The sequence below is a fragment of the Microcystis wesenbergii FACHB-1317 genome, assembly GCF_014696875.1.
Classification (GTDB): Bacteria; Cyanobacteriota; Cyanobacteriia; order Cyanobacteriales; family Microcystaceae; genus Microcystis; species Microcystis wesenbergii_A.
Genome location: NZ_JACJQV010000115.1, coordinates 1 through 25864 on the forward strand (window position 1 = coordinate 1; position 25864 = coordinate 25864).

At 44.7% G+C, this 25864-nt stretch carries 16 protein-coding genes and 1 pseudogene; 13 read left to right on the forward strand and 4 right to left on the reverse strand.

All coding sequences use genetic code 11. The features are described 5' to 3' along the window. Window positions 1–661 precede the first annotated feature (661 nt). The 5 genes from H6F92_RS08975 (at window position 662) to H6F92_RS08995 (ending at window position 6120) form a co-directional block, all read left to right on the forward strand. Window positions 662–1405: a HEAT repeat domain-containing protein gene (locus tag H6F92_RS08975; RefSeq protein ID WP_190357587.1), complete on the forward strand. Its 744-nt coding sequence runs from the start codon at window positions 662–664 to the stop codon at window positions 1403–1405. Further along, entirely contained in the window at window positions 1389–2006 is a 618-nt protein-coding gene (locus tag H6F92_RS08980) for a flavin prenyltransferase UbiX (protein WP_190357588.1), read from the forward strand. The genes H6F92_RS08975 and H6F92_RS08980 overlap by 17 nt, the downstream gene beginning before the upstream one ends. A gap of 411 nt (window positions 2007–2417) precedes the next feature. Continuing rightward, the gene (locus H6F92_RS08985; protein WP_190357589.1) at window positions 2418–3032 is read left to right on the forward strand and encodes a LapA family protein; all 615 of its coding nucleotides are present in this window, start codon (window positions 2418–2420) and stop codon (window positions 3030–3032) included. Between the two features lie 107 nt (window positions 3033–3139). Next, window positions 3140–3664: an acetolactate synthase small subunit gene (gene ilvN, locus H6F92_RS08990; RefSeq protein ID WP_002732118.1), complete on the forward strand. Its 525-nt coding sequence runs from the start codon at window positions 3140–3142 to the stop codon at window positions 3662–3664. Window positions 3665–3867: 203 nt separating this feature from the next. Next, window positions 3868–6120 carry a PBP1A family penicillin-binding protein gene (locus tag H6F92_RS08995; RefSeq protein ID WP_190357590.1) on the forward strand — a complete coding sequence of 751 codons (2253 nt, stop codon included), beginning with the start codon at window positions 3868–3870 and terminating at the stop codon, window positions 6118–6120. Between the two features lie 184 nt (window positions 6121–6304). On the opposite strand, the gene H6F92_RS09000 is transcribed toward H6F92_RS08995, so the two are convergent. After that, window positions 6305–8878: a beta strand repeat-containing protein gene (locus H6F92_RS09000; protein WP_190357591.1), complete on the reverse strand. Its 2574-nt coding sequence runs from the start codon at window positions 8876–8878 to the stop codon at window positions 6305–6307. Window positions 8879–9552: 674 nt separating this feature from the next. On the opposite strand from H6F92_RS09000, the pseudogene H6F92_RS09005 reads away from it, so the two are divergent. After that, window positions 9553–11388, forward strand: a pseudogene (locus H6F92_RS09005) (transglycosylase domain-containing protein); the annotation flags it as partial. 413 nt (window positions 11389–11801) lie between these two features. On the opposite strand, the gene H6F92_RS26545 reads toward H6F92_RS09005, so the two are convergent. The 3 genes from H6F92_RS26545 to H6F92_RS09020 form a co-directional block, all read right to left on the reverse strand. Beyond that, the gene (locus H6F92_RS26545) at window positions 11802–12857 is read right to left on the reverse strand and encodes a calcium-binding protein (RefSeq protein WP_190357592.1); all 1056 of its coding nucleotides are present in this window, start codon (window positions 12855–12857) and stop codon (window positions 11802–11804) included. Window positions 12858–12997: 140 nt separating this feature from the next. Continuing rightward, window positions 12998–13531, reverse strand: coding sequence for a CDP-diacylglycerol--glycerol-3-phosphate 3-phosphatidyltransferase (gene pgsA, locus H6F92_RS09015; RefSeq protein WP_190357593.1), 534 nt, complete (start codon window positions 13529–13531; stop codon window positions 12998–13000). Between the two features lie 345 nt (window positions 13532–13876). Further along, complete coding sequence (locus H6F92_RS09020; RefSeq protein ID WP_190357594.1) at window positions 13877–14971, reverse strand: fatty acid desaturase family protein; 1095 nt, start codon at window positions 14969–14971, stop codon at window positions 13877–13879. Window positions 14972–15216: 245 nt separating this feature from the next. On the opposite strand from H6F92_RS09020, the gene H6F92_RS09025 reads away from it, so the two are divergent. The 7 genes from H6F92_RS09025 to gyrB all read left to right on the forward strand — a co-directional run bounded on the left by H6F92_RS09025 (window position 15217) and on the right by gyrB (window position 25795). Beyond that, window positions 15217–16365, forward strand: a complete 1149-nt coding sequence (locus H6F92_RS09025) for a helix-turn-helix domain-containing protein (protein ID WP_190357595.1) — start codon at window positions 15217–15219, stop codon at window positions 16363–16365. 16 nt (window positions 16366–16381) lie between these two features. Continuing rightward, window positions 16382–17746: a DUF1822 family protein gene (locus H6F92_RS09030; protein WP_190357596.1), complete on the forward strand. Its 1365-nt coding sequence runs from the start codon at window positions 16382–16384 to the stop codon at window positions 17744–17746. 32 nt (window positions 17747–17778) lie between these two features. Next, complete coding sequence (locus H6F92_RS09035; RefSeq protein ID WP_190357597.1) at window positions 17779–20388, forward strand: ABC transporter substrate-binding protein; 2610 nt, start codon at window positions 17779–17781, stop codon at window positions 20386–20388. 107 nt (window positions 20389–20495) lie between these two features. Further along, window positions 20496–21215 carry a PspA/IM30 family protein gene (locus H6F92_RS09040; protein ID WP_190357598.1) on the forward strand — a complete coding sequence of 240 codons (720 nt, stop codon included), beginning with the start codon at window positions 20496–20498 and terminating at the stop codon, window positions 21213–21215. Between the two features lie 11 nt (window positions 21216–21226). Then, entirely contained in the window at window positions 21227–22576 is a 1350-nt protein-coding gene (locus H6F92_RS09045; RefSeq protein ID WP_190357599.1) for an ABC transporter substrate-binding protein, read from the forward strand. Between the two features lie 152 nt (window positions 22577–22728). After that, window positions 22729–23439 carry a response regulator transcription factor gene (locus H6F92_RS09050; protein WP_190357600.1) on the forward strand — a complete coding sequence of 237 codons (711 nt, stop codon included), beginning with the start codon at window positions 22729–22731 and terminating at the stop codon, window positions 23437–23439. A gap of 433 nt (window positions 23440–23872) precedes the next feature. Further along, the gene (gyrB, locus tag H6F92_RS09055; protein ID WP_190357601.1) at window positions 23873–25795 is read left to right on the forward strand and encodes a DNA topoisomerase (ATP-hydrolyzing) subunit B; all 1923 of its coding nucleotides are present in this window, start codon (window positions 23873–23875) and stop codon (window positions 25793–25795) included. The last annotated feature ends 69 nt before the right edge of the window (window positions 25796–25864 follow it).

Genomic DNA, 25864 nt, shown 5'->3' on the forward strand with positions numbered 1-25864 from the left:
GGCATTTCAGCCCTATTTCATGCCTAAACGTTTCGCACATTTATTACAAGTGTATTGACCTTGAGTCCCCTTGCCTAGTTTGGTATCGGGTGATACTAAACGTCGGGACATATAAACAGTTATAAGGTGGTCAGGGTTGACCTCTTAGATTCAGTCAGGGGACTGAAGACCTTACTAGGCGGTTATTTCGGGCATTTCAGCCCTATTTCATGCCTAAACGTTTCGCACATTTATTACAAGTGTATTGACCTTGAGTCCCCTTGCCTAGTTTGGTATCGGGTGATACTAAACGTCGGGACATATAAACAGTTATAAGGTGGTCAGGGTTGACCTCTTAGATTCAGTCAGGGGACTGAAGACCTTACTAGGCGGTTATTTCGGGCATTTCAGCCCTATTTCATGCCTAAACGTTTCGCACATTTATTACAAGTGTATTGACCTTGAGTCCCCTTGCCTAGTTTGGTATCGGGTGATACTAAACGTCGGGACATATAAACAGTTATAAGGTTGGTCAGGGTTGACCTCTTAGATTCAGTTAGGGGACTGAAGACCTTACTAGTCGGTTATTTCAGGTATTTCAGCCCTATTTCATGCCTAAACGTTTCGCACGTCTATTTTTAACTTGACGTAAGCGGTCAGGGATTGAGATAATCTAACAAGTATGTACGACAATGAAATCCTAGACTCTAGCAACTCCTTAAATAATCCTCTCGATGGGAGCGCTCTGGATCAAGCAGCGGAAATCCCCCCCGATCCAGAGGAAATGCTGTCATTGCTTACTTCTGCTCATGTCAGCGAGAGAATGATCGCCGCCCGCGCCTTTTGTGAATTGCGTGATGAAAGAGCGATCGCCCCGTTACTAGAAATGTTAAACGATGTCTGTCCCCTAGTGCGTGTCAGTGTCGCCTACGCTTTGGGCAGAAATCCCAGTCTTAACTCTGTGGAACCCTTAATCGATTTACTGGCCAGAGATTGGAATGGTTACGTCAGAAAAGGAGTAGTTTGGGCCCTGGGTAACTGTGGTGATCGCCGAGCGATCGAGCCTTTGGTTCATGCTCTTAAAACTGATATTTCGGCGGTGCGATTATGGGCCGCCAGTAGTTTGGCCCAGATTGCCAAGGTCAATTATGAAGATATCATCACCGTCTTGCCGCCTTTAATCGAAGGATTGCGCCGAGATTTAATCGCCGCAGTGCGGAGTAATTGCGCCTGGTCAATCGGTCAATTATGCCGAGAATTGCCCTTAAATGTGATTTATGCCACGGCGATCGATGCTTTGATCGAGGCCTTGGTGGAAGATGAGGATTTAGGTGTCAAGGAGGATGCTAGGGGTGCTTTATTAAAAGTGGGCGACCCGAGAGGATTACAATTGATCGAGGAATTAGAGCTTGAAGGAATTATCTAAACCGCTAATTTTGGGTGTTACAGGGGCATCAGGACTGATTTATGCCGTCCGTACTCTCAAATATCTACTTTTAGCCGACTACACGATCGATCTAGTGGCCTCCAAATCAGCTTACACTGTCTGGCAAGCGGAAGATAATATGCGGATGCCGCCAGAACCGGAGCTACAAGAACAATTTTGGCGCGGCCAATGCGGGGTGATGGAGGGGGGAAAACTACGCTGTCATCGTTGGGGCGATGTGGGGGCAACGATCGCCAGTGGTTCCTATCGCACCCTTGGTATGGTAATTATTCCCTGTAGCATGAGTACAGTGGCCAAATTAGCGGGGGGGTTAAGTTCCGATTTGCTAGAAAGGGCGGCCGATGTGCAGATGAAGGAGGGCAGAAAATTGGTTGTAGTGCCGCGAGAAACCCCCTTGAGTTTAATTCATCTGCGTAATTTAACCACTTTAGCCGAGGCGGGCGTTAGAATCGTGCCAGCAATACCGGCATGGTATCACCATCCCCAATCGATCGAGGATTTGGTCGATTTTGTCATCGCTCGTACCCTCGATCAGTTAGATATCGATTGTGTGGCCATTAATCGCTGGCAAGGACATTAACAGTTATCAGTTATCAGTTATCAGTTATCAGTGGGTAAGTTATCAGTTATCAGTGGGTAAGTTATCAGTTATCAGTTATCAGTTATCAGTGGGTAAGTTATCAGTTATCAGTGGGTAAGTTATCAGTTATCAGTTATCAGTTATCAGTGGGTAAGTTAAGCTAAACGGCTTTTACTTCGGATCACCGATATAGACTCCAAAAGGGTTATAGCTATTGGATCATGCAGGTTAAGCGCCGTTTAGCTTATCAGTTATCAGTTATCAGTGGGTAAGTTATCAGTTATCAGATGTAAGTTTTAAGTTAATTAGTTAGTTAGTTATCTTTATCTTTATACCTGTTTACTGTTTACTGATCACTGTTTACTGATCACTGTTTACTGATCACTGATCACTGAATCAAGGGAGGTAAAAATGGGCTGGATTATGGTCTTATTTGCGATCGCTATGGGCGGATTACTGATCTGGCAGAATCTGGGGGTGATCACTTTGGTCTTTTTTGGCGGTATTATGACGGTAAAACTGCCCCTAGCTGTCTGGGTGTTACTTTTCACCCTAGTGGGAATTATCAGTGGTTTAACCCTGCAATTTCTCTATAGTTTTGGTCGTCCTTTGGCTGCCCCAAAAGCTTCCCCTCGTATAGCGAATAATCCTACAGTCCCACCCCCATCTCCCCGACCTACCTATATTCAGGATACTACTCCGTCTGCACGGGGTAACGATTGGGAAAGAGATAGCGGTGATGATTGGAATTTTGATACACCCCCCGAAAAACCGACGACCATTCAGGATCGGGAAGAATTTCCGCCTAGGGTTGCCGATGAGGAAAAAGCGAATTTTGTCAAGCCTCCAGAGGACAGTTCTCAAACTGGCTCAGTTTATTCCTATAGTTACCGCACGGCCAAACAGACTCGCGGGGAAAAGGCCGATCAAGTTTACGATGTCAATTATCGGATTATTATGCCCCCTGCTCAGGATGAAAACGAAGATCGGGAGGTAAACAAAGCGGATGAAGAAGAGTGGATTTAATTTGACAGAGTAGAGGTTTCTACCCAAATAGCTCAGAGAAGACAAACTGTTCTGGCCTTGTCTCCTGTCTTACAATGGTTAAATCTAGGTTGTGTAGATAGATCGCCATGAAACACACATTATCCGTATTAGTTGAAGATGAAGCGGGAGTCTTAACCCGTATTGCTGGATTGTTTGCCCGTCGGGGCTTTAATATTGAAAGTCTGGCCGTGGGTCCGGCTGAACAAATGGGAGTTTCTCGCATTACGATGGTAGTACCAGGAGATGAGGACAGCATCGAACAGTTAACCAAACAACTTTACAAATTAATTAACGTCCTCAAGGTGCAGGATATCACCCAAACCCCCTGTGTGGAAAGGGAATTAATGCTGATTAAAGTTAATGCTACCGCCGAGCGCCGGGCCGAAGTGATCGAATTAGCGCAGGTATTCCGGGCGCGGATTGTGGATATTTCCGAGGAAACCCTGACCATCGAAGTGGTGGGGGATCCGGGTAAAATGGTGGCGATTATGCAAATGCTGAATAAATTTGGCGTTCGCGAGGTGGCCCGTACCGGTAAAATTGCTCTGATTCGCGAGTCGGGAGTCAATACGGAATACCTCAAAGCTTTAGAGGCTAAAATGTCAATTTAGGGATATTGGGTATGAATTGGGGTGTTAGGGTTTTAGGGTGTTAGGGTTTTAGGGTGTTGGGGTGATGGGGTGTTAGGGTGGTCACTGCGTGCGCGTTGCGGGGGGTGTTAGGGTGTTGGGGTTTTAGTTGAAATTCCCCACTCCCCACTTCCCCACTTCCCCACTTGCCTCTTGCCTTCAGAAGCTGATAACTGATAAAAACTATGTCTAAGCAGTCGCCGAAAACCCAAATTAGTCAACTTGTCACCGTTGCCGTGCAGAAATTGCAAGGAAAGGTGAATTTTCAGGCGGTAAATCTCAAAAAAGGGGCGAGAGTTCCCGAATTACGCCTTAAAAACGAGAATGGCAGCGGGGAAAGCAAATATCCCCTTATCGGCGATCGCTATTTGTTGGGTCGTAGTTCCAGTTCCTGTGATATTACTATCCGTAACACTGTGGTGAGTCAGATTCATTGTTCCCTGCAGCGTGACCCGAAAAATCCCCATAATTTCCTGCTCACAGATGAAAACTCCACCAACGGGGTTTATATGGGTAAACGTCGTCTCAAAAGCCTTTCCCTGCGTCATGGTGATATCTTTACCCTGGCCCCCCCAGACTTAGCCAATTGTGTCACCATCTCCTACTACTGTCCCCCTCCCCTGTGGGCGCGACTTTTGCGCTATGGTTTCTATGGTGCGGGGGGTATTTTCGGTTTATTAGTTTTAGCGGTTATCTGGGAAAGTCGCAAAGTTAATGTTTATCCACTCCCTTCCGGGGTGAGCGGTCCGGTGGTGGTTTACCCTAGGGATGGTCAAACTCCCCTCAATCCCATTCGACAGGAAACTCACCGAGAATTAGATAATCTGGGCGATTTTTCTCCCTATTTGCCCAAGGCGGTTGTCGCTTCCGAAGATAGTCGTTTTTACTGGCATTTTGGGGTTGATCCTTTGGGGATTGTTCGGGCTGTTATGATTAATTGGCAAGGTCGGGGCATTCGTCAAGGGGCCAGCACCCTGACTCAACAGTTAGCGCGTAGTTTATTCCCCGAAGTCGGTCGCCAAAATACTGCCGATCGCAAACTCCGGGAGGCTGTGGTCGCTTTACAATTAGAAGCGGTCTATAGTAAGGATACAATTCTCAAAACCTATCTCAATCGAGTTTATCTCGGTCTGGCCGGTTACGGTTTTGAAGACGCGGCCCGCTTTTATTTCGATAAATCCGCCAGAGATTTAGATATCTCCGAGGCTGCTACTCTTGTGGCTATGTTACCCGCCCCGAATCGATTTAATCCCATTCAAGATTACGACACTTCCGTACAATTACGCAATCGTGTCATCGATCGCATGGCCCAATTAGGCATGATTTCCCCGGAAGCGGCGGCCAGCGCCCGCAGATCTCGCATTGAAATCAGTCCCCAAGCCAAAAAATCCCTATCTAGTACGATTGCACCATATTTTTATAGTTACGTTTTCGAGGAATTACAGGACCTTTTAGGCGAAGAAGTGGCCAAAGAGGGCAATTTTATCGTTGAAACCAGTTTAGACCGCCGGCTGCAAGCGATCGCAGAAAAAAGTTTAAAAAATAATGTCCTAAAGCAAGGACCCCGCTATCGATACTCCCAAGGGGCTTTAGTTACCCTAAACAGTCAAACTGGGGAAATTCTCGCTTTAGTCGGGGGAGTTGATTATCAAAAAAGCCAATTTAACCGCGCTATCCAAGCTAAACGTCAACCCGGTTCCACTTTTAAGGTATTTGCTTATGCTGCCGCCCTAGAACAGGGAATATCGCCCTATAAAACCTATACCTGCGCTGGACTCTCTTGGCAAGGACAAGCCTATTCTCCCTGTGAACGTAGTAGCGGGGGGGTCAATATGTTTCAAGGTTTAGCGCGATCGGAAAATAGTGTTGCCCTTCGCATTGCTCGCGAGGCAGGATTAAGTAATGTGGTCAATGTGGCGGAACGTTTGGGGGTGAAATCACCTTTAAATCCCGTACCGGGGCTAATTTTAGGGCAAAGCGAGGTAAATGTCTTGGAAATGACCGGCGCTTATGCGGTTTTTGACCATGGCGGGCGCTGGAATCGTCCCCACGCCATTAAACGCATTCTCGACGCTTCCGACTGTAAAAATGTGGAGGATTTGAGTACTTGTCGGGTTATTTATGACTATGGCGACGATAGCGATAGAAATCAGCAGGTAATCTCCCCTAAAACCGCCGAAACGATGAATAGTTTATTGCGGGGGGTGATAACTAATGGTACAGGAGGCGCTGCTAGTATTGGCATGGGAGAAGCGGGTAAAACGGGAACTACGGATAATTATGTGGACCTCTGGTTTATCGGTTATCTTCCCCGTCGCGACTGGGTGACAGGCATTTGGTTAGGTAATGATAATAATTCTCCCACTGCGGGCAGTAGTCAACAGGCAGCCCGGTTATGGGGCGATTATCACCGTCAGTTAATCACTACACAAAACTAATGCCAATAGTTCTGAAGCTCAGACCCATTTTAACGGTCTATCCTTAAGATTAGTGGAATCAACCACAAAGACACAAAGGACACAAAGATTAGGTTTGTTAATTCTTCTTCCCATCTAATCAAAATTGGGTGGGTTGCGCTACCGCTAACCCACCCAACTGGACTACTTCATTGGGGAGATGAAGTTAAACAAAGTTAGCGGTCAACAGATTATCAGAGTCAACCCCACTCAAAAGAACTGAGGAAGCATTGGCTGAAAAAAGACCCCCAAGACCTTGAATAATCAGTGTAGATGAGCCAGCAGCCCCATTAGCGGCAATGGTGAAGACATTACTACTAAAGGTGCCAGAGAGGCGGTAGTTCGTACTACTAGCCAGAGCATCAGGAGAAAGGCCAAGCGCCGATGTCGGTAATACGCCGCTACCTTGAATGTCAAGGAATTCTCCTGCTGCACCTCCACCTGCAACAAAGTCTGTAATGATATCTAAGCTATTGCCGAAAGTGATGGTCATACCAACCGTAAAATTACCAGCAGCAGATATAGCTGTTGGCGCAGTACTGTCCGCGGTTCCCTGGACAAATCTGTCCGCATTAGCCCCACCTGTCAGGGAATCTGAGCCCGTCCCACCGTTGATCCTGTCACCGCCATTCCCACCAAGAAGGGAGTCATTGCCATCCCCACCAAGTAGGGAGTCATTGCCAGCGTCACCAAAGATGACATTGGCAACGCTGCTACCGGTCAGGGTATCGGCAGAACCGGAGCCAGTTAGGTTTTCAAAGCCAGCAATGATGTCGCCCGCAGCATCCCCACCAGATACGACACTGGTGGCGAGGTTGACATTAACACCGGCTGTAGAACCGGCATAGGAAAGGGTGTCAGTGTCAGCCCCACCGTTGAGGGTGTCAGCACCAGCCCCACCGTTGATCGTGTCATTGCCAGCGTCACCAAAGATGACATTGGCAACGCTGCTACCAGTCAGGTTATCGGTAAAACCAGAGCCGGTGAGGTTTTCAAAGTTACTAATGATGTCGCCCGCAGCATCCCCACCGGATACGGTACCGGTGGCGAGGTTGACATTAACACCGGCTGTAGAAGCGGCATAGGAAAGGGTGTCATTGTCAGCCCCACCGTCGAGGCTGTCAGCACCGGCCCCACCCTCGATCGTGTCATTGCCAGCAAGACCAAGGATGACATTGGCACCAGTGCTACCAGTCAGGTTATCGGCAAAAGCGGAGCCGGTGAGGTTTTCAAAGTTACTAATGATGTCGCCCGCAGCATCCCCACCAGAGCCGGCACTGGTGGCGAGGTTGACGCTAACAGCGGATGCAGAGTTGGCATAGGAAAGGGTGTCATTGTCAGCCCCACCGTCGAGGCTGTCAGCACCAGCCCCACCCTCGATCGTGTCATTGCCAGCGCCACCGTTGATGGTATTGGCATTGCCGTCGCCAGTCAGGGTATCGGCAAAAGCGGAGCCGGTGAGGTTTTCAAAGTTACTAATGATGTCGCCCGCAGCATCCCCACCAGAGCCGGCACTGGTGGCGAGGTTGACGCTAACAGCCGCTCCAGAACTGGCATAGGAAAGGCTGTCAGCACCAGCCCCACCGTCGAGGCTGTCAGCACCAGCCCCACCATCGATCGTGTCATCGCCAGCCCCACCAAGAATGCTGTCATCGTCAGTGCCACCATCAATGGTGTCGTTGCCATCCTGACCGTCGATGAAGTCATTGCCAGCCTCACCAGAGATGGTGTCATCGCCAGTCGCCGTATCTTCCTCAAACCCAAACGCACCAAAGAGGGTGTCATTGCCACCCCCACCAGCGAGGATGTCATTGCCAAGGCCACCATAGATGATATTTGCCCCACCGTCGCCAGTCAGGGTATCGTTATAATTGGTGCCATCCAAGTTTTCAAAGCCAGCAATGGTGTCGCCTGCAGCAAACCCCGATACGGCACCGGTGGCGAGGTTGACACTAACACTAACACCATTAAAAGAGTTGCTATAGCTGAGAAGGTCAATACCAGCCCCACCGTTGAGGTTTTCAGCGGCAGCTCTTCCGTAGATCTCGTCATTGCCATCCCCACCATTGAGGGTGCTATTGCTGGTATCCCCACCACCGAGGATGTCATCGCCAGCCCCACCATCGATGACGTTATTGCCAAACCCATCGATGATGTAGTCATTGCCATCCCCACCAAAGAGGGTATCATTGCCATCACCGTCAGTGATCGTGTCATCACCATCCCCACCATCGACCGAGTCATTGCCAAACCCAGGAAGGATACGGTCATTGCCAGCCCCGCCAAGGATGGTGTCATTGTTTAATGCACCAAATGTCTGCGTAGTGCCACCGTTGAGGAGGTCATCACCATCCCCACCCTCGATGAAGTCATTGCCATCGAAACCCAAGAGGGTGTCATTGTCAGCCCCACCATTGAGGCTGTCATTGCCAGCCCCACCATTGAGGCTGTCTTTGCCATCCCCACCGGTAATAGAGTCATTGCCAGCGCCACCGGTAATGGTGTCATTGCCCCCCTCACCGTTGAGGATGATGCTGGTAACGCCGGAGGCAGTGGTCAGCCCGGCTGCGCTGATCGTGTCATTGCCATCGCCGGCGTTGACGGTCAGCGTGGTATCAGAAAAGTTGCCATTGGGAGTGACTGAGCCGGATGTGGCGGTGATGTTGTAGCCAGTGACTAATGGGGTGCGGTTCTTAATGACGATGTTGTCATTGCCAGTGCCGCCAGCATGAGTTGCCATGTTTTTTTTTCTCTAAAGATACAGGTGAAGGTGATCGAGGCCATGCACGGGACTCAGTCTTGAATATTAAATCAACCCATCAGCAAGGTAGGCTTACCCTCCGGCTGGGGCCAGACTAGAGTGACCAGTGGCGACTACTGAAGTTAAGTGATGTGATCAGTCGAGTTACCTACCCCCCACCTGTCGCCGTCCCCCCAAAAGGGGGACTATAGGGACTGGACTCAAGCGGTTTGCTTAGAAGGTGAAAAGTAGATGGATTTTACATCCCTAGGACATTGATACCGCTTCGCCGGTTCGGTTTACACCGTTGCAGATGCCGTATCGATAAAAGTAGAAACCAAGGTCGCAAGATAGCCACCTTGTTAGGGCGTTCTAAGAAAACTCTAACCTAAGGTAAGGCGATCTGCTTTGGCATCAAGAAATCAAAACTCATACATCAAATATTCACAATTGACGGTATTTTACCAATCCCCAAAATTGGGGAAGCGATAAGAATTTCATGAAATCTTTAGCATATTAGGATTAATTGTAAGCTATCGGGATAGGGAAATGTTTGCCATACCCCTCATCTTTTATAAAAACTACACAATTGCTATAAAAACTACACAATTGCTATAAAAACTACACAATTGCCCGGATTCAGCTGGTTGGAAGTACTCAGCCCCGCCTCCCCCTATTACTGTCCCCCTCCCCTGTGGGCGAGACTTTTGCGCTATGGTTTCTATGGTGCGGGGGGTATTTTCGGTTTATTAGTTTTAGCGGTTATCTGGGAAAGTCGCAAAGTTAATGTTTATCCACTCCCTTCCGGGGTGAGCGGTCCGGTGGTGGTTTACCCTAGGGATGGTCAAACTCCCCTCAATCCCATTCGACAGGAAACTCACCAAGAATTAGATAATCTGGGGGATTTTTCACCCTATTTGCCCAAGGCGGTTGTCGCTTCCGAAGATAGTCGTTTTTACTGGCATTTTGGCGTTGATCCTTTGGGGATTGTCCGGGCTGTTATGATTAATTGGCAAGGTCGGGGCATTCGTCAAGGGGCCAGTACCCTGACTCAACAGTTAGCGCGTAGTTTATTCCCCGAAGTCGGTCGCCAAAATACTGCCGATCGCAAACTCCGGGAGGCTGTGGTCGCTTTACAATTAGAAGCGGTCTATAGTAAGGATACAATTCTCAAAACCTATCTCAATCGAGTTTATCTCGGTCTGGCCGGTTACGGTTTTGAAGACGCGGCCCGCTTTTATTTCGATAAATCCGCCAGAGATTTAGATATCTCCGAGGCTGCTACTCTTGTGGCTATGTTACCCGCCCCGAATCGATTTAATCCCATTCAAGATTACGACACTTCCGTACAATTACGCAATCGTGTCATCGATCGCATGGCCCAATTAGGCATGATTTCCCCGGAAGCGGCGGCCAGCGCCCGCAGATCTCGCATTGAAATCAGTCCCCAAGCCAAAAAATCCCTATCTAGTACGATTGCACCATATTTTTATAGTTACGTTTTCGAGGAATTACAGGACCTTTTAGGCGAAGAAGTGGCCAAAGAGGGCAATTTTATCGTTGAAACCAGTTTAGACCGCCGGCTGCAAGCGATCGCAGAAAAAAGTTTAAAAAATAATGTCCTAAAGCAAGGACCCCGCTATCGATACTCCCAAGGGGCTTTAGTTACCCTAAACAGTCAAACTGGGGAAATTCTCGCTTTAGTCGGGGGAGTTGATTATCAAAAAAGCCAATTTAACCGCGCTATCCAAGCTAAACGTCAACCCGGTTCCACTTTTAAGGTATTTGCTTATGCTGCCGCCCTAGAACAGGGAATATCGCCCTATAAAACCTATACCTGCGCTGGACTCTCTTGGCAAGGACAAGCCTATTCTCCCTGTGAACGTAGTAGCGGGGGGGTCAATATGTTTCAAGGTTTAGCGCGATCGGAAAATAGTGTTGCCCTTCGCATTGCTCGCGAGGCAGGATTAAGTAATGTGGTCAATGTGGCGGAACGTTTGGGGGTGAAATCACCTTTAAATCCCGTACCGGGGCTAATTTTAGGGCAAAGCGAGGTAAATGTCTTGGAAATGACCGGCGCTTATGGGGTTTTTGACCACGGTGGGCGCTGGAATCGTCCCCACGCCATTAAACGCATTCTCGACGCTTCCGACTGTAAAAATGTGGAGGATTTGAGTACTTGTCGGGTTATTTATGACTATGGCGACGATAGCGAGAGAAATCAGCAGGTAATCTCCCCTAAAACCGCCGAAACAATGAATAGCTTATTGCGGGGGGTGATAACTAATGGTACAGGAGGCGCTGCCAGTATTGGCATGGGAGAAGCGGGTAAAACGGGAACCACTAATAATTATGTGGATCTCTGGTTTATCGGTTATCTTCCCCGTCGCGACTGGGTGACAGGCATTTGGTTAGGTAATGATAATAATTCTCCCACTGCGGGCAGTAGTCAACAGGCAGCCCGGTTATGGGGCGATTATCACCGTCAGTTAATCACTACACAAAACTAATCCCAATACTACTACCTAGGGTTTGCGGCAAAAAGCTTTTCGGTGGGGGCAGGTGGGGTGTGGGGTTTTATCGATTTTCAGGTGGTCAACTACCTAATTTTCAGGGAAAAAGTCCAGGAATTTTCCCCCCGATCCCCGCAATGGCTGGCACTTTTTGAGGGGAAAAAGTCCAAAAGTCTTATCCAACAAGGTTTTTAGATTTATTCAGCAGACCCTAGCTACTGTTCCCGTTGCCTATTCCAGAGTTCCCTAAAACCAGAGACTTTGTACCTCACTATTAAGATAACTGCTTTAAAGTAATAAGGGTGTCTTAGCCCTAGCTAACACACCCGCAGAGATTATTTCTGGTAGCCTAGTTTTTCCCCAAAAATCCACAACTGCCCAACCCACCTGAGTGGAGGGACAGGGATAGATTAGGCGACAACCTCAATCCTGGCTGCAGTTAGGCCCGGCGAACCAGTAAGGGTTGCGATTTGAGTCAGAGGATTAGTATTAGTAGTAAGGTCTGAGTCAAACGATAAAACACCACCACTGTAGATAAATTTGGCAGTGCCATTTTGACCGGTTGTCGAGAATAGGCTAGGAGTCAAAGTACTGTTAATGGTAGTCAGTCCACCGAAACCAGCGGAAGAAACTCGGATAAAATCCTGAGAGACGTTAAAATCGGTGATGGTGTCAAGGCCTTCGTTGGAATTATTATACACAAATCTATCAGCACCAAGACCGCCGGTTAGGGTATCGTTTCCTAAGCCACCGATTAGTCTATCGTTGGCGCCGCCACCATCTAGGCTATCGTTGCCGTCGCCACCAAGTAGCGCATCGTTGCCGCCGCCACCAAGTAGCGTATCGTTGGCGCCGCCACCATCTAGGCTATCGTTTCCCGCGTCACCAGATAGGGAGTCGCTTCCTAGGCCGCCGATTAGGGCATCGTCATCGTCGCCGCCGGTTAGGCTATCGTTTCCATCGCCACCATCTAGGCTATCGTTTCCCCCTCCACCACTTAGGCTATCCGCTAGATTACCACCGGTTAGAGTATCGTCGAGCTCACTACCTGTGATGAAATAGGAATCGGTGGCGAGGAGTTTCCAGATCCCATTTTGTTGCGTACCCGACGCTTTCGTGTTAACAATACCGCCGCTTAGTTGATAAGTGCCGGCAGACCCACCTCTAACAAAGGTAAGGCTATCTGCTGGCAGGGAAAATAACTGAGAAAAGGCTCCACCGTACTGGGAAAGGGTTGCGCTATCAGCAGGGCCGAAGTTGGTTATTCTCCACGCTGTAGTAAGGCCGTCGGATAAAAGGCCCTGGGAAGTGAGATTATCGGCGGTAATGGTAATGCCTGGTCCTGATATAGAAATGGGGCTATCAGTATAGATGTCCAGCCAATCACGAACAAAACTATCCACAGCACCACTGAAATTAACAGGAGAGGTGAAGTAGTTAGCGAATGATATAGTTACAGTTGGCATGATTTTTCCTTTGAGTGATATGTTTGAATCTGAAGAGTTTGACAATCTTCCTCCCGATTATTATATACCAAGAAAAAAAATACAACCCTGTTTTCTAGGCTTGTTTCCTGTATTATTTATTGCTAATGGTTAAGTTTTTATCAATTTTGGGTTAATTTTTGGCTGGGTATGACATAAATCACCCCAGAAATTAAAGTTAATATCACCGATAGCCAAAAAGCGAACTGAGAAATTAAGTTATATTCAGAAGGCAAGGGAGCAATTAAGAGAGCGATAGCGACAATTTGGCTGACTGTTTTGCTTTTTCCCCACCAATTAGCCCCTTTTATGTCGCTATTTCCTGTTAAATTCGGATTAATGCGCCAACCAGCGATCGCTAATTCCCGAGCAAGAATTAAAAATACTCCCCAAGCAGCAATTAAATCCATTTCAATCAGAGCTAAAAGAGGAGCGAGAACCAGCAATTTATCGACCAAAGGATCGAGAAATTTCCCTAATTCGGTGATTTGATTGAATTTTCGCGCTAGATAACCATCGAGCCAATCGGTGCTGGCAGCAATCAGAAAGATAATTAAACTTAACCAGCGATCGATTTCTGTGCCTTGGTGCAACCAGTATAAAATTAATGGCAGTCCCAAGAGTCGCGATAGGGTAATCGAGTTGGGTAGGTTCATTTTTCAGTGATCAGTAATCAGTAATCAGTAATCAGGCTCTCTTAGGTTTGGTGGGTAAAATGTATTCTAAGATACATTCCTCCTAGCGAGTGAGTGGAAGGAACCACAAAGACACAGAGGACACAAAGACTGATCGATCATAATGTAAGTTAAACTTATCATACAAAGAATAAGAGAGCCGTAATCAGTAATCAGTAAACATTAAACAGTCAACAGTAATCAGTAAAAAGGCAGCTCCGAGCTTGTCGCTTAATACTATTCACTTAAAACTTAAAACTTAAAACTTAAAACTTAAAACTTAAAACTGATAACTGATAACTGATAACTGATAACTGATAACTGATTCTAGCTGGCTAATTTGAGATCGAAATTACTTTGTTTATTGCCTAATTGTCTGAGCCAACGATAATTATAAGTTAAAGCACCTCGCAGGGTGGGATAAACGGCATAATTAACGCCAAATTCTTGGCAAACTTCCGCTAAGATTGGGGCAATTTTGGGGTAGTGAATATGGCAAATTTGCGGGAAAAGATGGTGAACAACTTGATAATTTAATCCCCCTAAATACCAATTTAAAAAGGCATTTTTAGGAGCAAAATCTACGGTAGTTCGCACTTGAAAGATTGCCCATTCGTCTTCGATTTGGTTAGCTGCCGAGGGTTGAATAAATTCGGCGGGTTCCAAAACGTGAGCTAACATAAATACATGACAGGCAAGCACCCCATAGGTCATAAAAGCAATGAGAAAACCGATCGCTATTTCTAGGGGACTATAACCAACTAAGAGAGGAATGCCAATAAACCAAAAAAGATAAACAACTTTTCCGCTCAATAAAACGAATAGATCGATCGGTTTAGGATTGGGAATTTTAATCTCGCCAAAACGATTACCAAAGAGAATAGAGCGCACATCGGAGAATGACCAATAGATAGGAATTATAGCGTAGAGAATCGGGATAAATAAATGTTGATAACGATGATACCATTTATGCTCGGCATGGGGAGTCATTCGCACGATACCATCGCCGTGAATTTCCACATCGTACCCTAAAACATTGGTGTAGGTATGATGGAGATAGTTATGACGAAAACGCCAGAGATAACTGGAAGCACCGATGATATAATCGTAGGTCATGCCAAGGAGAGAATTAACCCATTTCTTACTAGAATAGCCGCCATGGTTGGCATCATGACCAATGCTAAAACCAATCCCTGCTAATCCTCCTCCTAAAACCATGCAACCGATAATTTTTAGCCACCAGATATCTGGACCAAAAAGCACAAATAGCCAAGCGGCAATTACCCAGGTTAAAATCGTGATCGTCTTCAGGTACATGGCAAAATTATCTCTGGTGGGGATGCCGTTTTCGGTAAAATAAGCATCAACCCGTTTATTCAATTCCTTTCTAAAACCCTGATTTTCGGTAAAAGTTACTCGCATTCCTAATTTTTGTCCTAGAAGTTGATATGACGGCTATTTGTGGCAGCTCAGAGTGAATTTATGAGTCTTGTACTGGTTTGCTAAGGCTGTCTCACTATAACTGATAATTTCTCATCAGTCCCTCATCTATTGTCAGAGAAAGAGGTGCGCTTGGCAAGGCAATCCCTCAATTTGTTTGCTACTCTTGCAGAAAATCCTCGGTTTTTACCTAATCAGATATCAGATACCTGTAGCCGGTGATAGAAATGAGCGTTAGGTACTTTTATACTACTATTAAAGCGATTGAAGGCGATCGAGTTTTCTGGTGCGAAGTGCCACAATTAAGAAAATCGATCAATGCGATCGCTGGAAGCGTGGCCGATGATGAAGCGGTGTATTTTTATCTGTGGCAATGGTTACAGAATGATCCTAATAACCAATTAGTCAAGTCCCATTGGATGGTTTTCTTACAATATCGCTCCTGTATGGTAACTCAAAGGGTTTATCAAAATGTCGGTCATCGGATCGATGCTGATTATGAAACCCTCTTCTACTATTTGCTGAATTTGCTTTCTACGGCAATCACCAACAATCCTCGCAATTTTTACGGTAACTTTCAGGATAACAAGACCAAACCGGGATTTTTTCGCTTAATCTTAGAAAAATGGACAGATAAAAAATTGAGAAATACTCTCTATAATTTTCTGCGAGGAGAGTATAAAACGATTGGCAGGACTAATCTCGGTATAGTCAGTCTTTTTAGTGCGAATAAAATTCAAAAAGTTTTACGAACATCGGGTATCTTTACCGAGAATCATCTGCTAATATTTAACTGTTTTCGAGAGGTTAAAAAAGCTTCTCTTAGATCATTGGATAACTGGCAAGAGGAGGATTGGCAACAGGTAATCGATCGCCTACAGCAGTTACAACCGCAAGTTATTCTCACCGTTGAGGAAGTGCAAGCAAAACTCAATCAAATAGGGGAGATAATGCGTAATCATATCGATCCTCCTTACTCTAAATTTGAGCCTAATAATTATGACGATAATAGCAATTACTTTTGGGAAAATATCCCCAGCAAGAAGCCAAGTAAAGATTTACTACAACAGCAAGAAATCCAGGAAGATATTAATAAGTTATTAATCACTCTTGAGGATGAAGTTAAACAGATTGCATATTGTTACTATCATCAAAAGATGACGCAAGCACAGATCGCTAATCGATTGGGAGTTCACTCATCTACTATTAGTCGAGAAATAACCCAATTATGTAAAAAATTTTATCAGCTACTCTGTGCAAGAGAAGGCAAAGATTGTCCTATTTTGTTAAATGAGATTAAATTACAATCTCGGCAAAAACAAGAGATCGATGCTTATCTGGAATATTTTTGTCAGTCCTACTTAACTCAAATCTAATCTGTTAGGAGATACCATGAAAGTCAACCTCGATATTTTGCAACAAATTAACCCGAAATCCCTTTGGCTAACTTTTTCGGAAACAGAGATTAAACAAGCTCGATCGATTCTCGGTCAATACTCTAATCAAACCGCCAAAAATCAGGCTTTGATTAATTACTTGGTGCAAATATGCTTAAGCAATTGGCTGAAAGATAATCTTGATTGTTCCCTTCAAATAATACCTGAAAACCATCAGTATCTTTGGGAGTTTATTAACGGGTTTACTTGGCAAATTCAAGATAAAAAAGTGACTACTATTCCCAGTCAAGCGATTGACATTGAGGGATTGACAATAGAGCAAGAATGGGTTGATATTCCCGATTTAGCGGCGGATTTTTATCTAGGGGTGCAGGTAGATTTAGCAGAAAAATTTCTCAATATCTGGGGTTTTATATCCAGAAAAGATGTTAAAAATCTCGCAGAATACGATCCAATTTACCATCAATATTATTTGGACAGTGAGCAAATTATTGATGATTTAGATATTCTTTGGCAGAGTTGTTTAGAGGGAGAGAGTGAACAAGAAAAACTGGAATCTTTAGCAAATTTATCGCCAGCAACAGCAGAAAATTTAATTAAAAAGTTAGGTCAAGTTTCACCCTATTCTCCGAGATTAGATATTAGTTGTCAGCAGTGGTTAGCTTTGTTGAATGATCAGCAATGGCGAGAAAAACTTTATCAGCAGCGTCTAGAAATAATCCCCACTAAACTTAGTCAATGGTTACAGGGAATTATTACAGAGAAATGGCAGGAAATCCTCAGCACTATCGACAATTATCGTCCAATTAATCCAGGGTTTTTGTTGGCTGCTGAAAAAATCAGCAGCCGAGAATCTCCGACAGATATTCAGCGAGAAATTAGACAACTGTATGCTAGTCAAAAAGAGGTGGAATTTTCGGAACATTTAACCCCAGAGGAAGCTTTAGCAAAACTGCAACATCAAACCCAAGATGAAACTATTCGCTGGCAAGCGGCCGAATATCTCTGGAATATTGATCCTCATTATCCCAATGCTGCTATTCGTAAAATGCTCGATGTGGGTAGTCAATTAATGGGTTATAAAATCGCTTTAATGGTGGGAGTTTTATCGACCAGTGACCAGAGAATTGCTGTCTTAATTCGTGCCTATGCCATGGACAATTTTGCCAAGCTACCCCCTGGTTTATCTTTGCAAATTAGCGATGAAATAGGCCAATTAATCCCCGGTTTAGAAGCAAGAGCAAGGGAGAAACCCTTAGATAGCTATCTACAGCTTTATTTTCTAGCTGATGCCGACGATCGCTTTAATGTTAACCTAAGCTTAGGGGACAGTAGCATTACCGAACAGTTTAGGATTTAATAGAGATAGCAGAAAATGTCAAGGGTAAAGACATGAGCAGAGTTGTGATTCTGAAAATTGGTGATGGCAGTTTTGAAACGGGATTTTCCGTCACTCTAGAAATTCGTGACAATCATCTCTTGATAGCACCTTTTGCTGACGGGAAATTAGTCCCTAACCTTGACATTGCTGCCGCTTTGCAAAATTATCGTCGAGCTTATTATCATTGGGTAGAAAGTCAACCCAGTTTAGGAATTACCGTTCCTCATAGTATGATCACCCATGCAGCGGTAGGTGATCCTAGAGACAACCTCAGAAAAGCCACTCAAACTTTAAAAGATAGCTTAAATGAATGGCTAAATTCCAGTTCTCTGAGTTCGATACAAAATCGTATCTTGTTCCATATAGGTACTGAGTCAGAAGTAAGATTTTTTATCCAAACTACCCACTTTGATTTACAACAAATTCCCTGGGAGTGTTGGAATTTTTTACGGGATTGGTGGAATGATGTGGAAATTGCTCTTACTATCCAGAGAAATCCTCCGATAATTAACCTTACTCCTCCGATTCATGTTTTAGTAATTTTGGGTAATATTGACATCGAAAACGAGCGTAATTCCCTGTGTTTATCCAGTTTGCAAACGGCACTAGGAAACCAAGATAAGGTTTCTATGAAAATATTGAGTCCCAGTTCAGATCCTCCTCTTTCAACGGAAAATATTCAGAATGAGTTGATCAAAAATCCATGGGATATTGTAGTTTATTTAGGTCATAGTCGAACCAGTAGCGACGGACATGATGGAGTTTTTATCATTGATAATGATACGGCTTTATCTCCCGAACATAATTTAAGAAATTCCCTAGAAATAGCTGTTAAAAAAGGCTTAAAACTTGTTATCTGTAACTCCTGCGATGGGTTAGGTATTGGTCGTCAGTTGGCTAATATCGGAGTACCGCATATTATTGTTATGAAAGAACCCATCGCTGTGCGGGTTGCTTTGAGATTTCTAGAAGTTTTTCTTCCCAATTTTCTTGAACATAAATCCCTACAGGAATCCTTAACAAGCGCTCGACAAGAATTAAGATTACATGAATTTGAGAAGGATGCTGCTAGTTCTTCTTTACTGCCTCGTTTGATAGAAAATCCTGAAGAACCACCGTTAATTTTACCTTTACCCCCTGAAAATACGGAGGAAAATCACCAAAATAGTTATGAGCAAAGTTGGCCTTTACGTCTATCTAGTCGCTGGAAACAAGCTCTGTTATTTATTTTAAGTATTCTGGTAACTTTATCAGTTTTATATTGGGGAGGAGTATTTTCCGATGATGCTAGTAAATACCCAGAAATTAGCCTAGGTGAAGAAATATTATTAAAGACAAACCGACAAGATAACATTATTGAACGGGGAAGACAAGCTTTTAAAAACCAAGAATATAAACAAGCAATTCAACTTTTTAAACAATCCCTTGATCGCTTGCCCAATAATCCAGAGATTCGCATCTATTATAATAACGCTCGTGCGGCCTATCAAGACAAAAATCCCTTAAAAATTGCCTCTAGTGTTCCTCTTGGTAATAATCCAGAAATTGCTCAGGAAATTTTACGAGGTATTGCTTTATTCCAACAGGAGTTAAACGATGAACAGGCCAAAAACCCCGATTTTCACTCTCTACAGGTAGTGGTCGCTAATGATAATAATAGCGCCGCAGATGCCAAAGATCGAGCCGAAAAATTTGTTAAAGATCCGTCAATCTTAGCAGTGGTTGGTCATAATGCTTCTGCTGCTAGTGAAGCGGCCAAAGATATCTATGTACAAGGGAAAATTGTTGCCCTATCTCCCACCAGCTTTTCCCCGAAAATCTCCGGTAATGGCTATGTGTATAAGATGGTTCCCGATCTGGAAACTTTTGCCACAAGCTTAAGTGAATATATCCGCGAACAAACTGACAAGCTAATTATCCAAAACCCCACTAATTTAATTTGTTACGATAGTCGCTCTGGGGATAATTATAACTTCGCTCAAAAATATAGAAATATTCTTCTCGGTCAGCAGTTTCAAAAATTCGTTAAAGATGAAGATTTTGACTGCAATATCGAACCAAAAATTAATTTAGATGAACAGGAAATTTATCAAAAAATTGCTCAATATCAAGTAAATATCCTAATGATTGCTCCCTATATTGACGATCTGAAAAGAGCCGTCAGTATCTTTAAGCAGCGTCCCGCAGAACAGTTAAACTTAGTGATTTTAGGTTCCCCCACTTTTCAAAGTTATCTCACCCTTGCAGAAGGTAAACAGGGGGTAGAAAATTTAGTTATCGCCGTGCCTTGGTATGATCTCAAACAAGATAATTATATCCACAGTTTTTGGCAAAATAAGATCAATGTTTGGCGCACTCCCATGGCCTACGATGCGACCAAAGTTATCCTCACCGCTTTGCGACAGTTATCCCAACAAGGACAAAAATTCGATCGAGAATTGTTAAATCAAGTTTTAAGAAACGATTTTTCTATTGAAGGAATGACTGGCACTGTTAGATTCGATGAGAATGGTGTCCGCAACATGAATAATAATCCTGACGATCGCCGCTACTTGATTCTACAGGTCAAAAAGGGTCGATTTGTCCCCCTCGCTCCCATTAAATCTGCCGGTCCAGTCTAAACCTTCCTATCCTTGTCAAGACTTTTTACAAAACTTAACCTTATCCACTGCATTAAAGTTGACCATCACTCCTAATTAACAGGTAATACCTCTAGGAGACAGACGGCATGAAATTGTCAAAAAAATTAACCCCAAAAGCCTTGATTTTTTGGCTGATCGGTGATAAGGCAGGAAATTCTCTCGTTGCGATCTGGAATTGGTTGTGGGGTATTCCCATCGAATCCGGCGGCAAAATTGCCGTAGAATCGGCCAGAGAATCTCTAGAATCGATGCAAAAATCCCTAGCGGAATTGACAGAATCGGTGGCGCAAGTAGTAGCGGCCCAGCAATCAGCCCAAGCACAATACGAGGCAAAAAAACAGGAACACACAAACTACTTGCAGCAGGCTGTCACCGCTCAAAAAAAAGGCCTTCAAGAAGCGGCAAGACAAGCTATGGTTAAGGTTCTCTCCCTAGAAAAAATTCTACCCGCCATGAAAGATCGGGTCGATAATGCCGAAAAAGTGGTCATTGATGCTAAGGAAAAACTTCGTAAAGAGCAGGAAAAAATCGAGCATTATAAGTTAGAAATGAGCAACTTAAAAGCGATTAGTTCCATGAATGAGGCTTTAGGCAAAATAAACGAATTTGATAGTAGTCTCAACCTCAATACCTCCCGCGATCGCTTTGATGATGCCAATGAAGCGATTAACAACCGTTATCGAAAAGAAAACGCCTATAGTGAATTAAGCGAGAACTATAGCGAGAAATTAGCTCAAGAAATCGATTTCTTAAGCCTTGATGACGAAATTAACCGCCGTTTAGCCGAATTCAATCAGCAAAGTTAAGGAGTAAAGCGATGACAAAGACTGGCAAAAAAGCGAGCTTACCGCCAATTTTCTATATTTTACTGGGGTTGATCGTTTGGTTTCTTTTTCCCCAAATATTGGCAATATTTGCCCCAAAAGCCGATAATAATCCCCGCATCAGTTACGGCAATCATCTCCTGATCAAAACTAATTCTAACACCATCAAAGAATCAGCGATCGCTGCCATTGCTCAAGGTGATCACCAAGAAGCAGAGCAACTCCTGCAAAAATCCCTCGCTCAACGTCCCAACGATCCCGAAAGCGTAATTTATCTCAGCAACCTGCAAACTGGCTCAAATCCCTTTAAAATCGCCGTTGTTGTGCCAGCAACAACTAATCCCAACGTCGCTCAGGAAATATTGCGAGGAGTCGCCAGCGCACAAACCCAGATCAATCAACAGGGAGGGATCAACGGCAGAAAACTGATGGTTATCGTGGTTAATGACGATAATCAGCCGCAGATATCGAAAGAGGTAGCCGGTGAATTAGTCAAAAATCCCGATATTATCGCCGTTATCGGTCATAATGCCTCCGATGCCAGTTTAGCCGCCGCTCCTATCTACGAAAAAGGCGGTTTGGTGATGATTTCTCCCACCTCCCTGGCTAATAATCTCTCCGGTGCGGGAAATTATATCTTTCGTCTGGTGGCTTCTAACGGCAAAATTACGGAAATATTAGCAAATTACATAGTAAATACTGCTAAAGTCCGGAAAATTGCTTTTTGCTACGATTCTCAAGCTCCTGATAATATTTCCTTTAAAGATGAGTTGATGGCTAATGTGGCGAAAAAAGGCGGTCAAATTGTGCCGATTGTCTGCGATCTGAGTGTACCCAATTTTAAGGCTGATCAAGCCCTTAATCAGGCGATTTCTGGGGGGGCTAAGGGTCTATTTGTCGTCGCTCATGTTGATCGTCTCGATCCCGTTTTTGAGGTTATTCGCTCCAATCGTCAGCGTTTGCCTCTGTTTAGTAGTCCCACCCTCTACAATATTCGCACCCTCGAAGATGGCGGCAAAAACGTCCAAGGTTTAACCCTTGCCGCACCCTGGCACCCCTCGGTTAACCAGACTTTTGCCAATCTTATGCAGGAACAGTGGCGCGGTCCGGTTAGTTGGCGCACAGCCACCAGTTTTGACGCTACACGGGTGATTATTGCCGGTTTAAGGGAAAATACTCAACGTCAGGGCCTACAGTCCAGGCTGCGCTCCGGGAATTTTCATCAAACAGGGGCCACCGGAAAAATTAGCTTTGATCCCAATACTGGCGATCGCATCGGTCAACCGGTCTTAATTCAAGTGCAATCAACTCCCTCCGGTGAGCAGTTTGTCCCTTTACCTTGAAAAGTCCCCAGTCCACCAAAGTCGGGAGAGTTGCCAACTCTCCCCCCAGAAAATCTCAAAAATTACAATTATTTCAATGTTCAACCCCGAGCAAGAAATGAATGACTAATATGTTAAAATATGCCTAGATATTTGTAAACTTTTTCCTTTGTATGGATATCGTTATTATCGAGGATGAAATTGAAATCGCCCATTTGATTCAGCAAACTTTAGAGAGGGAATCATTTAATTGTCATCTGGCTTATAATGGTAGGGTAGGACTAGAACTATTTTATCAAAAGCAACCAGACTTAGTGATTTTAGATTTAATGTTACCCGAATTAGACGGACTGGAATTGTGTGCTAGAATTCGCCAAAAACCCGGGACAAAAGACCCCTATATTTTAATGTTAACCGCTAGGGGAGAAGAAATTGATCGCATTATCGGTCTATCTACGGGAGCCGATGATTATATGGTCAAACCCTTTAGTCCCCGGGAATTAACCGCTCGCGTAAGAGCTTTATTAAGACGTAGTTTAAGACACGATAGTCAACCCCAGCAACTCCATCGCAGCCGTCATTTTATTATCGACTTAGATCAACATTCTGCTGTTCGTAAATTGGAGGAAATGCCAGAGGAAACCCTCGATTTAACCACCTTAGAATTTAATTTATTAGCTACCTTTGTCAGTTATCCCAATCGCGTCTGGAGTCGCACCCAATTAATCGATAATCTCTGGGGAAATGATTTTTTTGGCGATGAAAGGGTAGTAGATACCCATATCCGACGCTTACGCAAAAAAGTAGAACCCGATCCTGCTAATCCGATCTTTATCAAAACTGTAGTCGGTGTCGGTTATAAATTTGAGGATGACATTATTTAGGGTCTGCTGAAAAAGTTTGTTGGTGGGGTTAGTAGTCAGGAGTCGGGAGTCAGTATTCAGGAGGCAGTATTCAGGAGATCAGTAGCTGGTTATAATTAAATTAAAAATAGATTTTAGGTTCGATCCCCCCTTAGTCTTAGGGTGAATTCATAGTAGGGTTGATTCATGAATCAACCCTACCCTTAGTCCTCCCTTGATAAGGGTGGTGTCTGATAATTTTTAATGCCTACCTACTTAGGAGATGGCTTTTATTTATTCTCCCCCCACACCCCACACCCCACACCCCAAACCCCACACCCCACACCCCAACCCCAATAAAAAATTCTCCCTAAAGGCATTTAAGCAGTCTTTAACCCTTATGTGCTACAATTTTTGAAGATTTTGCCATTCATTTAGGTTCAATCAGGGATCACAGCCTTTTTAGGGAAATTTTATGACAAGTAACTACGGCGCGGAACAGATACAAGTTCTCGAAGGGTTAGAACCAGTCAGGAAGCGGCCGGGGATGTATATCGGTACGACCGGGCCGCGGGGACTACATCATTTAGTCTATGAAGTGGTGGACAACTCGATCGATGAGGCCCTAGCGGGTTACTGTACTCATATCGAAGTGGATATCAAGGCCGATGGTTCCGTCAGCGTCACCGACGATGGCCGGGGTATTCCCACCGATGTCCACCCCACCACGGGTAAATCTGCCCTCGAAACCGTTCTCACTATACTTCATGCCGGCGGTAAATTTGGCAGTGGTGGCTATAAAGTGTCGGGAGGGTTACACGGAGTCGGGATTTCCGTCGTTAATGCTCTTTCCGCATGGGTCGATGTCACCGTCTGGCGCGATCATAAAGTACATATCCAACGCTACGAAAGAGGTATCCCCGTCACAGAATTGGTCAGCAGTCCCAGTCAAGAGGAAAAAACGGGAACTAGGGTTAATTTCCTGCCAGACACCGAAATTTTTAGCCAAGGTATCGAATTTGATTACAGTACCCTCTCCGGACGTTTACGAGAACTAGCCTACTTAAATGCGGGTGTTAAAATCACCTTTAGCGATTACCGTCCCGAAGAACCCCACATCGAAACCTATTGTTATGAGGGGGGTATTAAAGAATACGTCGCCTATATGTGTCGGGAAAAAGAAACCCTGCACAAAGATATTATCTATGTATCGGGGGAAAAGAACGGAATTAATATCGAAGTGGCGTTTCAGTGGTGTATAGATGCCTATAGCGACAATATTCTCGGTTTTGCTAATAATATCCGCACCATTGACGGGGGAACTCACCTAGAAGGATTAAAAGCAGTTCTGACCCGTACTTTAAATAATGTTGCTCGTAAACGCAATAAAATTAAAGAAAACGAGCCTAATCTAGCGGGGGAAAACGTCCGCGAGGGTTTAACCGCCGTTATTTCCGTAAAAGTCCCCGAACCGGAATTTGAGGGACAAACCAAGACCAAATTGGGTAACACCGAAGTCCGGGGTATTGTTGATTCCCTGGTGGGGGAAACTCTCAACGAATACCTAGAACAAAATCCCCAAGTGGCCGACACGATTATCGAAAAAGCAGTACAAGCGTACAAAGCGGCGGAAGCAGCCCGACGGGCCCGGGACTTAGTACGACGGAAATCGGTCTTGGAATCCTCACCTTTACCGGGTAAATTGGCTGATTGTAGCGAAAGAGACCCGGAAAAGTCAGAAATTTACATCGTCGAAGGTGACAGCGCCGGCGGAAGTGCCAAACAGGGGCGCGATCGTCGTTTTCAAGCGATTCTACCTCTGCGGGGAAAAATCCTCAATATCGAAAAAACCGATGATGCCAAAATCTACAAAAATACGGAAATTCAATCCTTAATTACCGCCCTCGGTTTAGGAATTAAAGGAGAAGATTTCGACCCCTCACAATTGCGCTATCATCGCATTGTTTTAATGACTGATGCTGATGTGGATGGCGCCCACATCCGAACTTTGTTGTTAACTTTCTTCTATCGTTATCAGAAGAATTTAATTGACCAAGGTTATGTATATATCGCCTGTCCTCCTCTCTATAAATTGGAACGCGGTAAAAATCATTCCTACTGCTATAGCGATCGAGAATTACAGCAAAAGATAGCGGAATTTCCCTCCAATGCTAACTACACAATCCAACGTTTTAAAGGGTTAGGAGAAATGATGCCCCAACAACTTTGGGATACTACCATGAATCCCGAAACTCGCACTTTAAAACGGGTGGAAATCGAAGACGCAGCCAAAGCAGAAGAATTATTTACCATTCTTATGGGCGATCGAGTTGCCCCCCGGCGAGAATTTATCGAAACCCACGGACCGCGTTTAAATCTCACCGATTTGGACATTTAAAGAGTAACTTTGGGCTGTGTTAGTCTAGGCTAATACAGCCCCCGATAAAATCCCTAAATCCAGTTACTA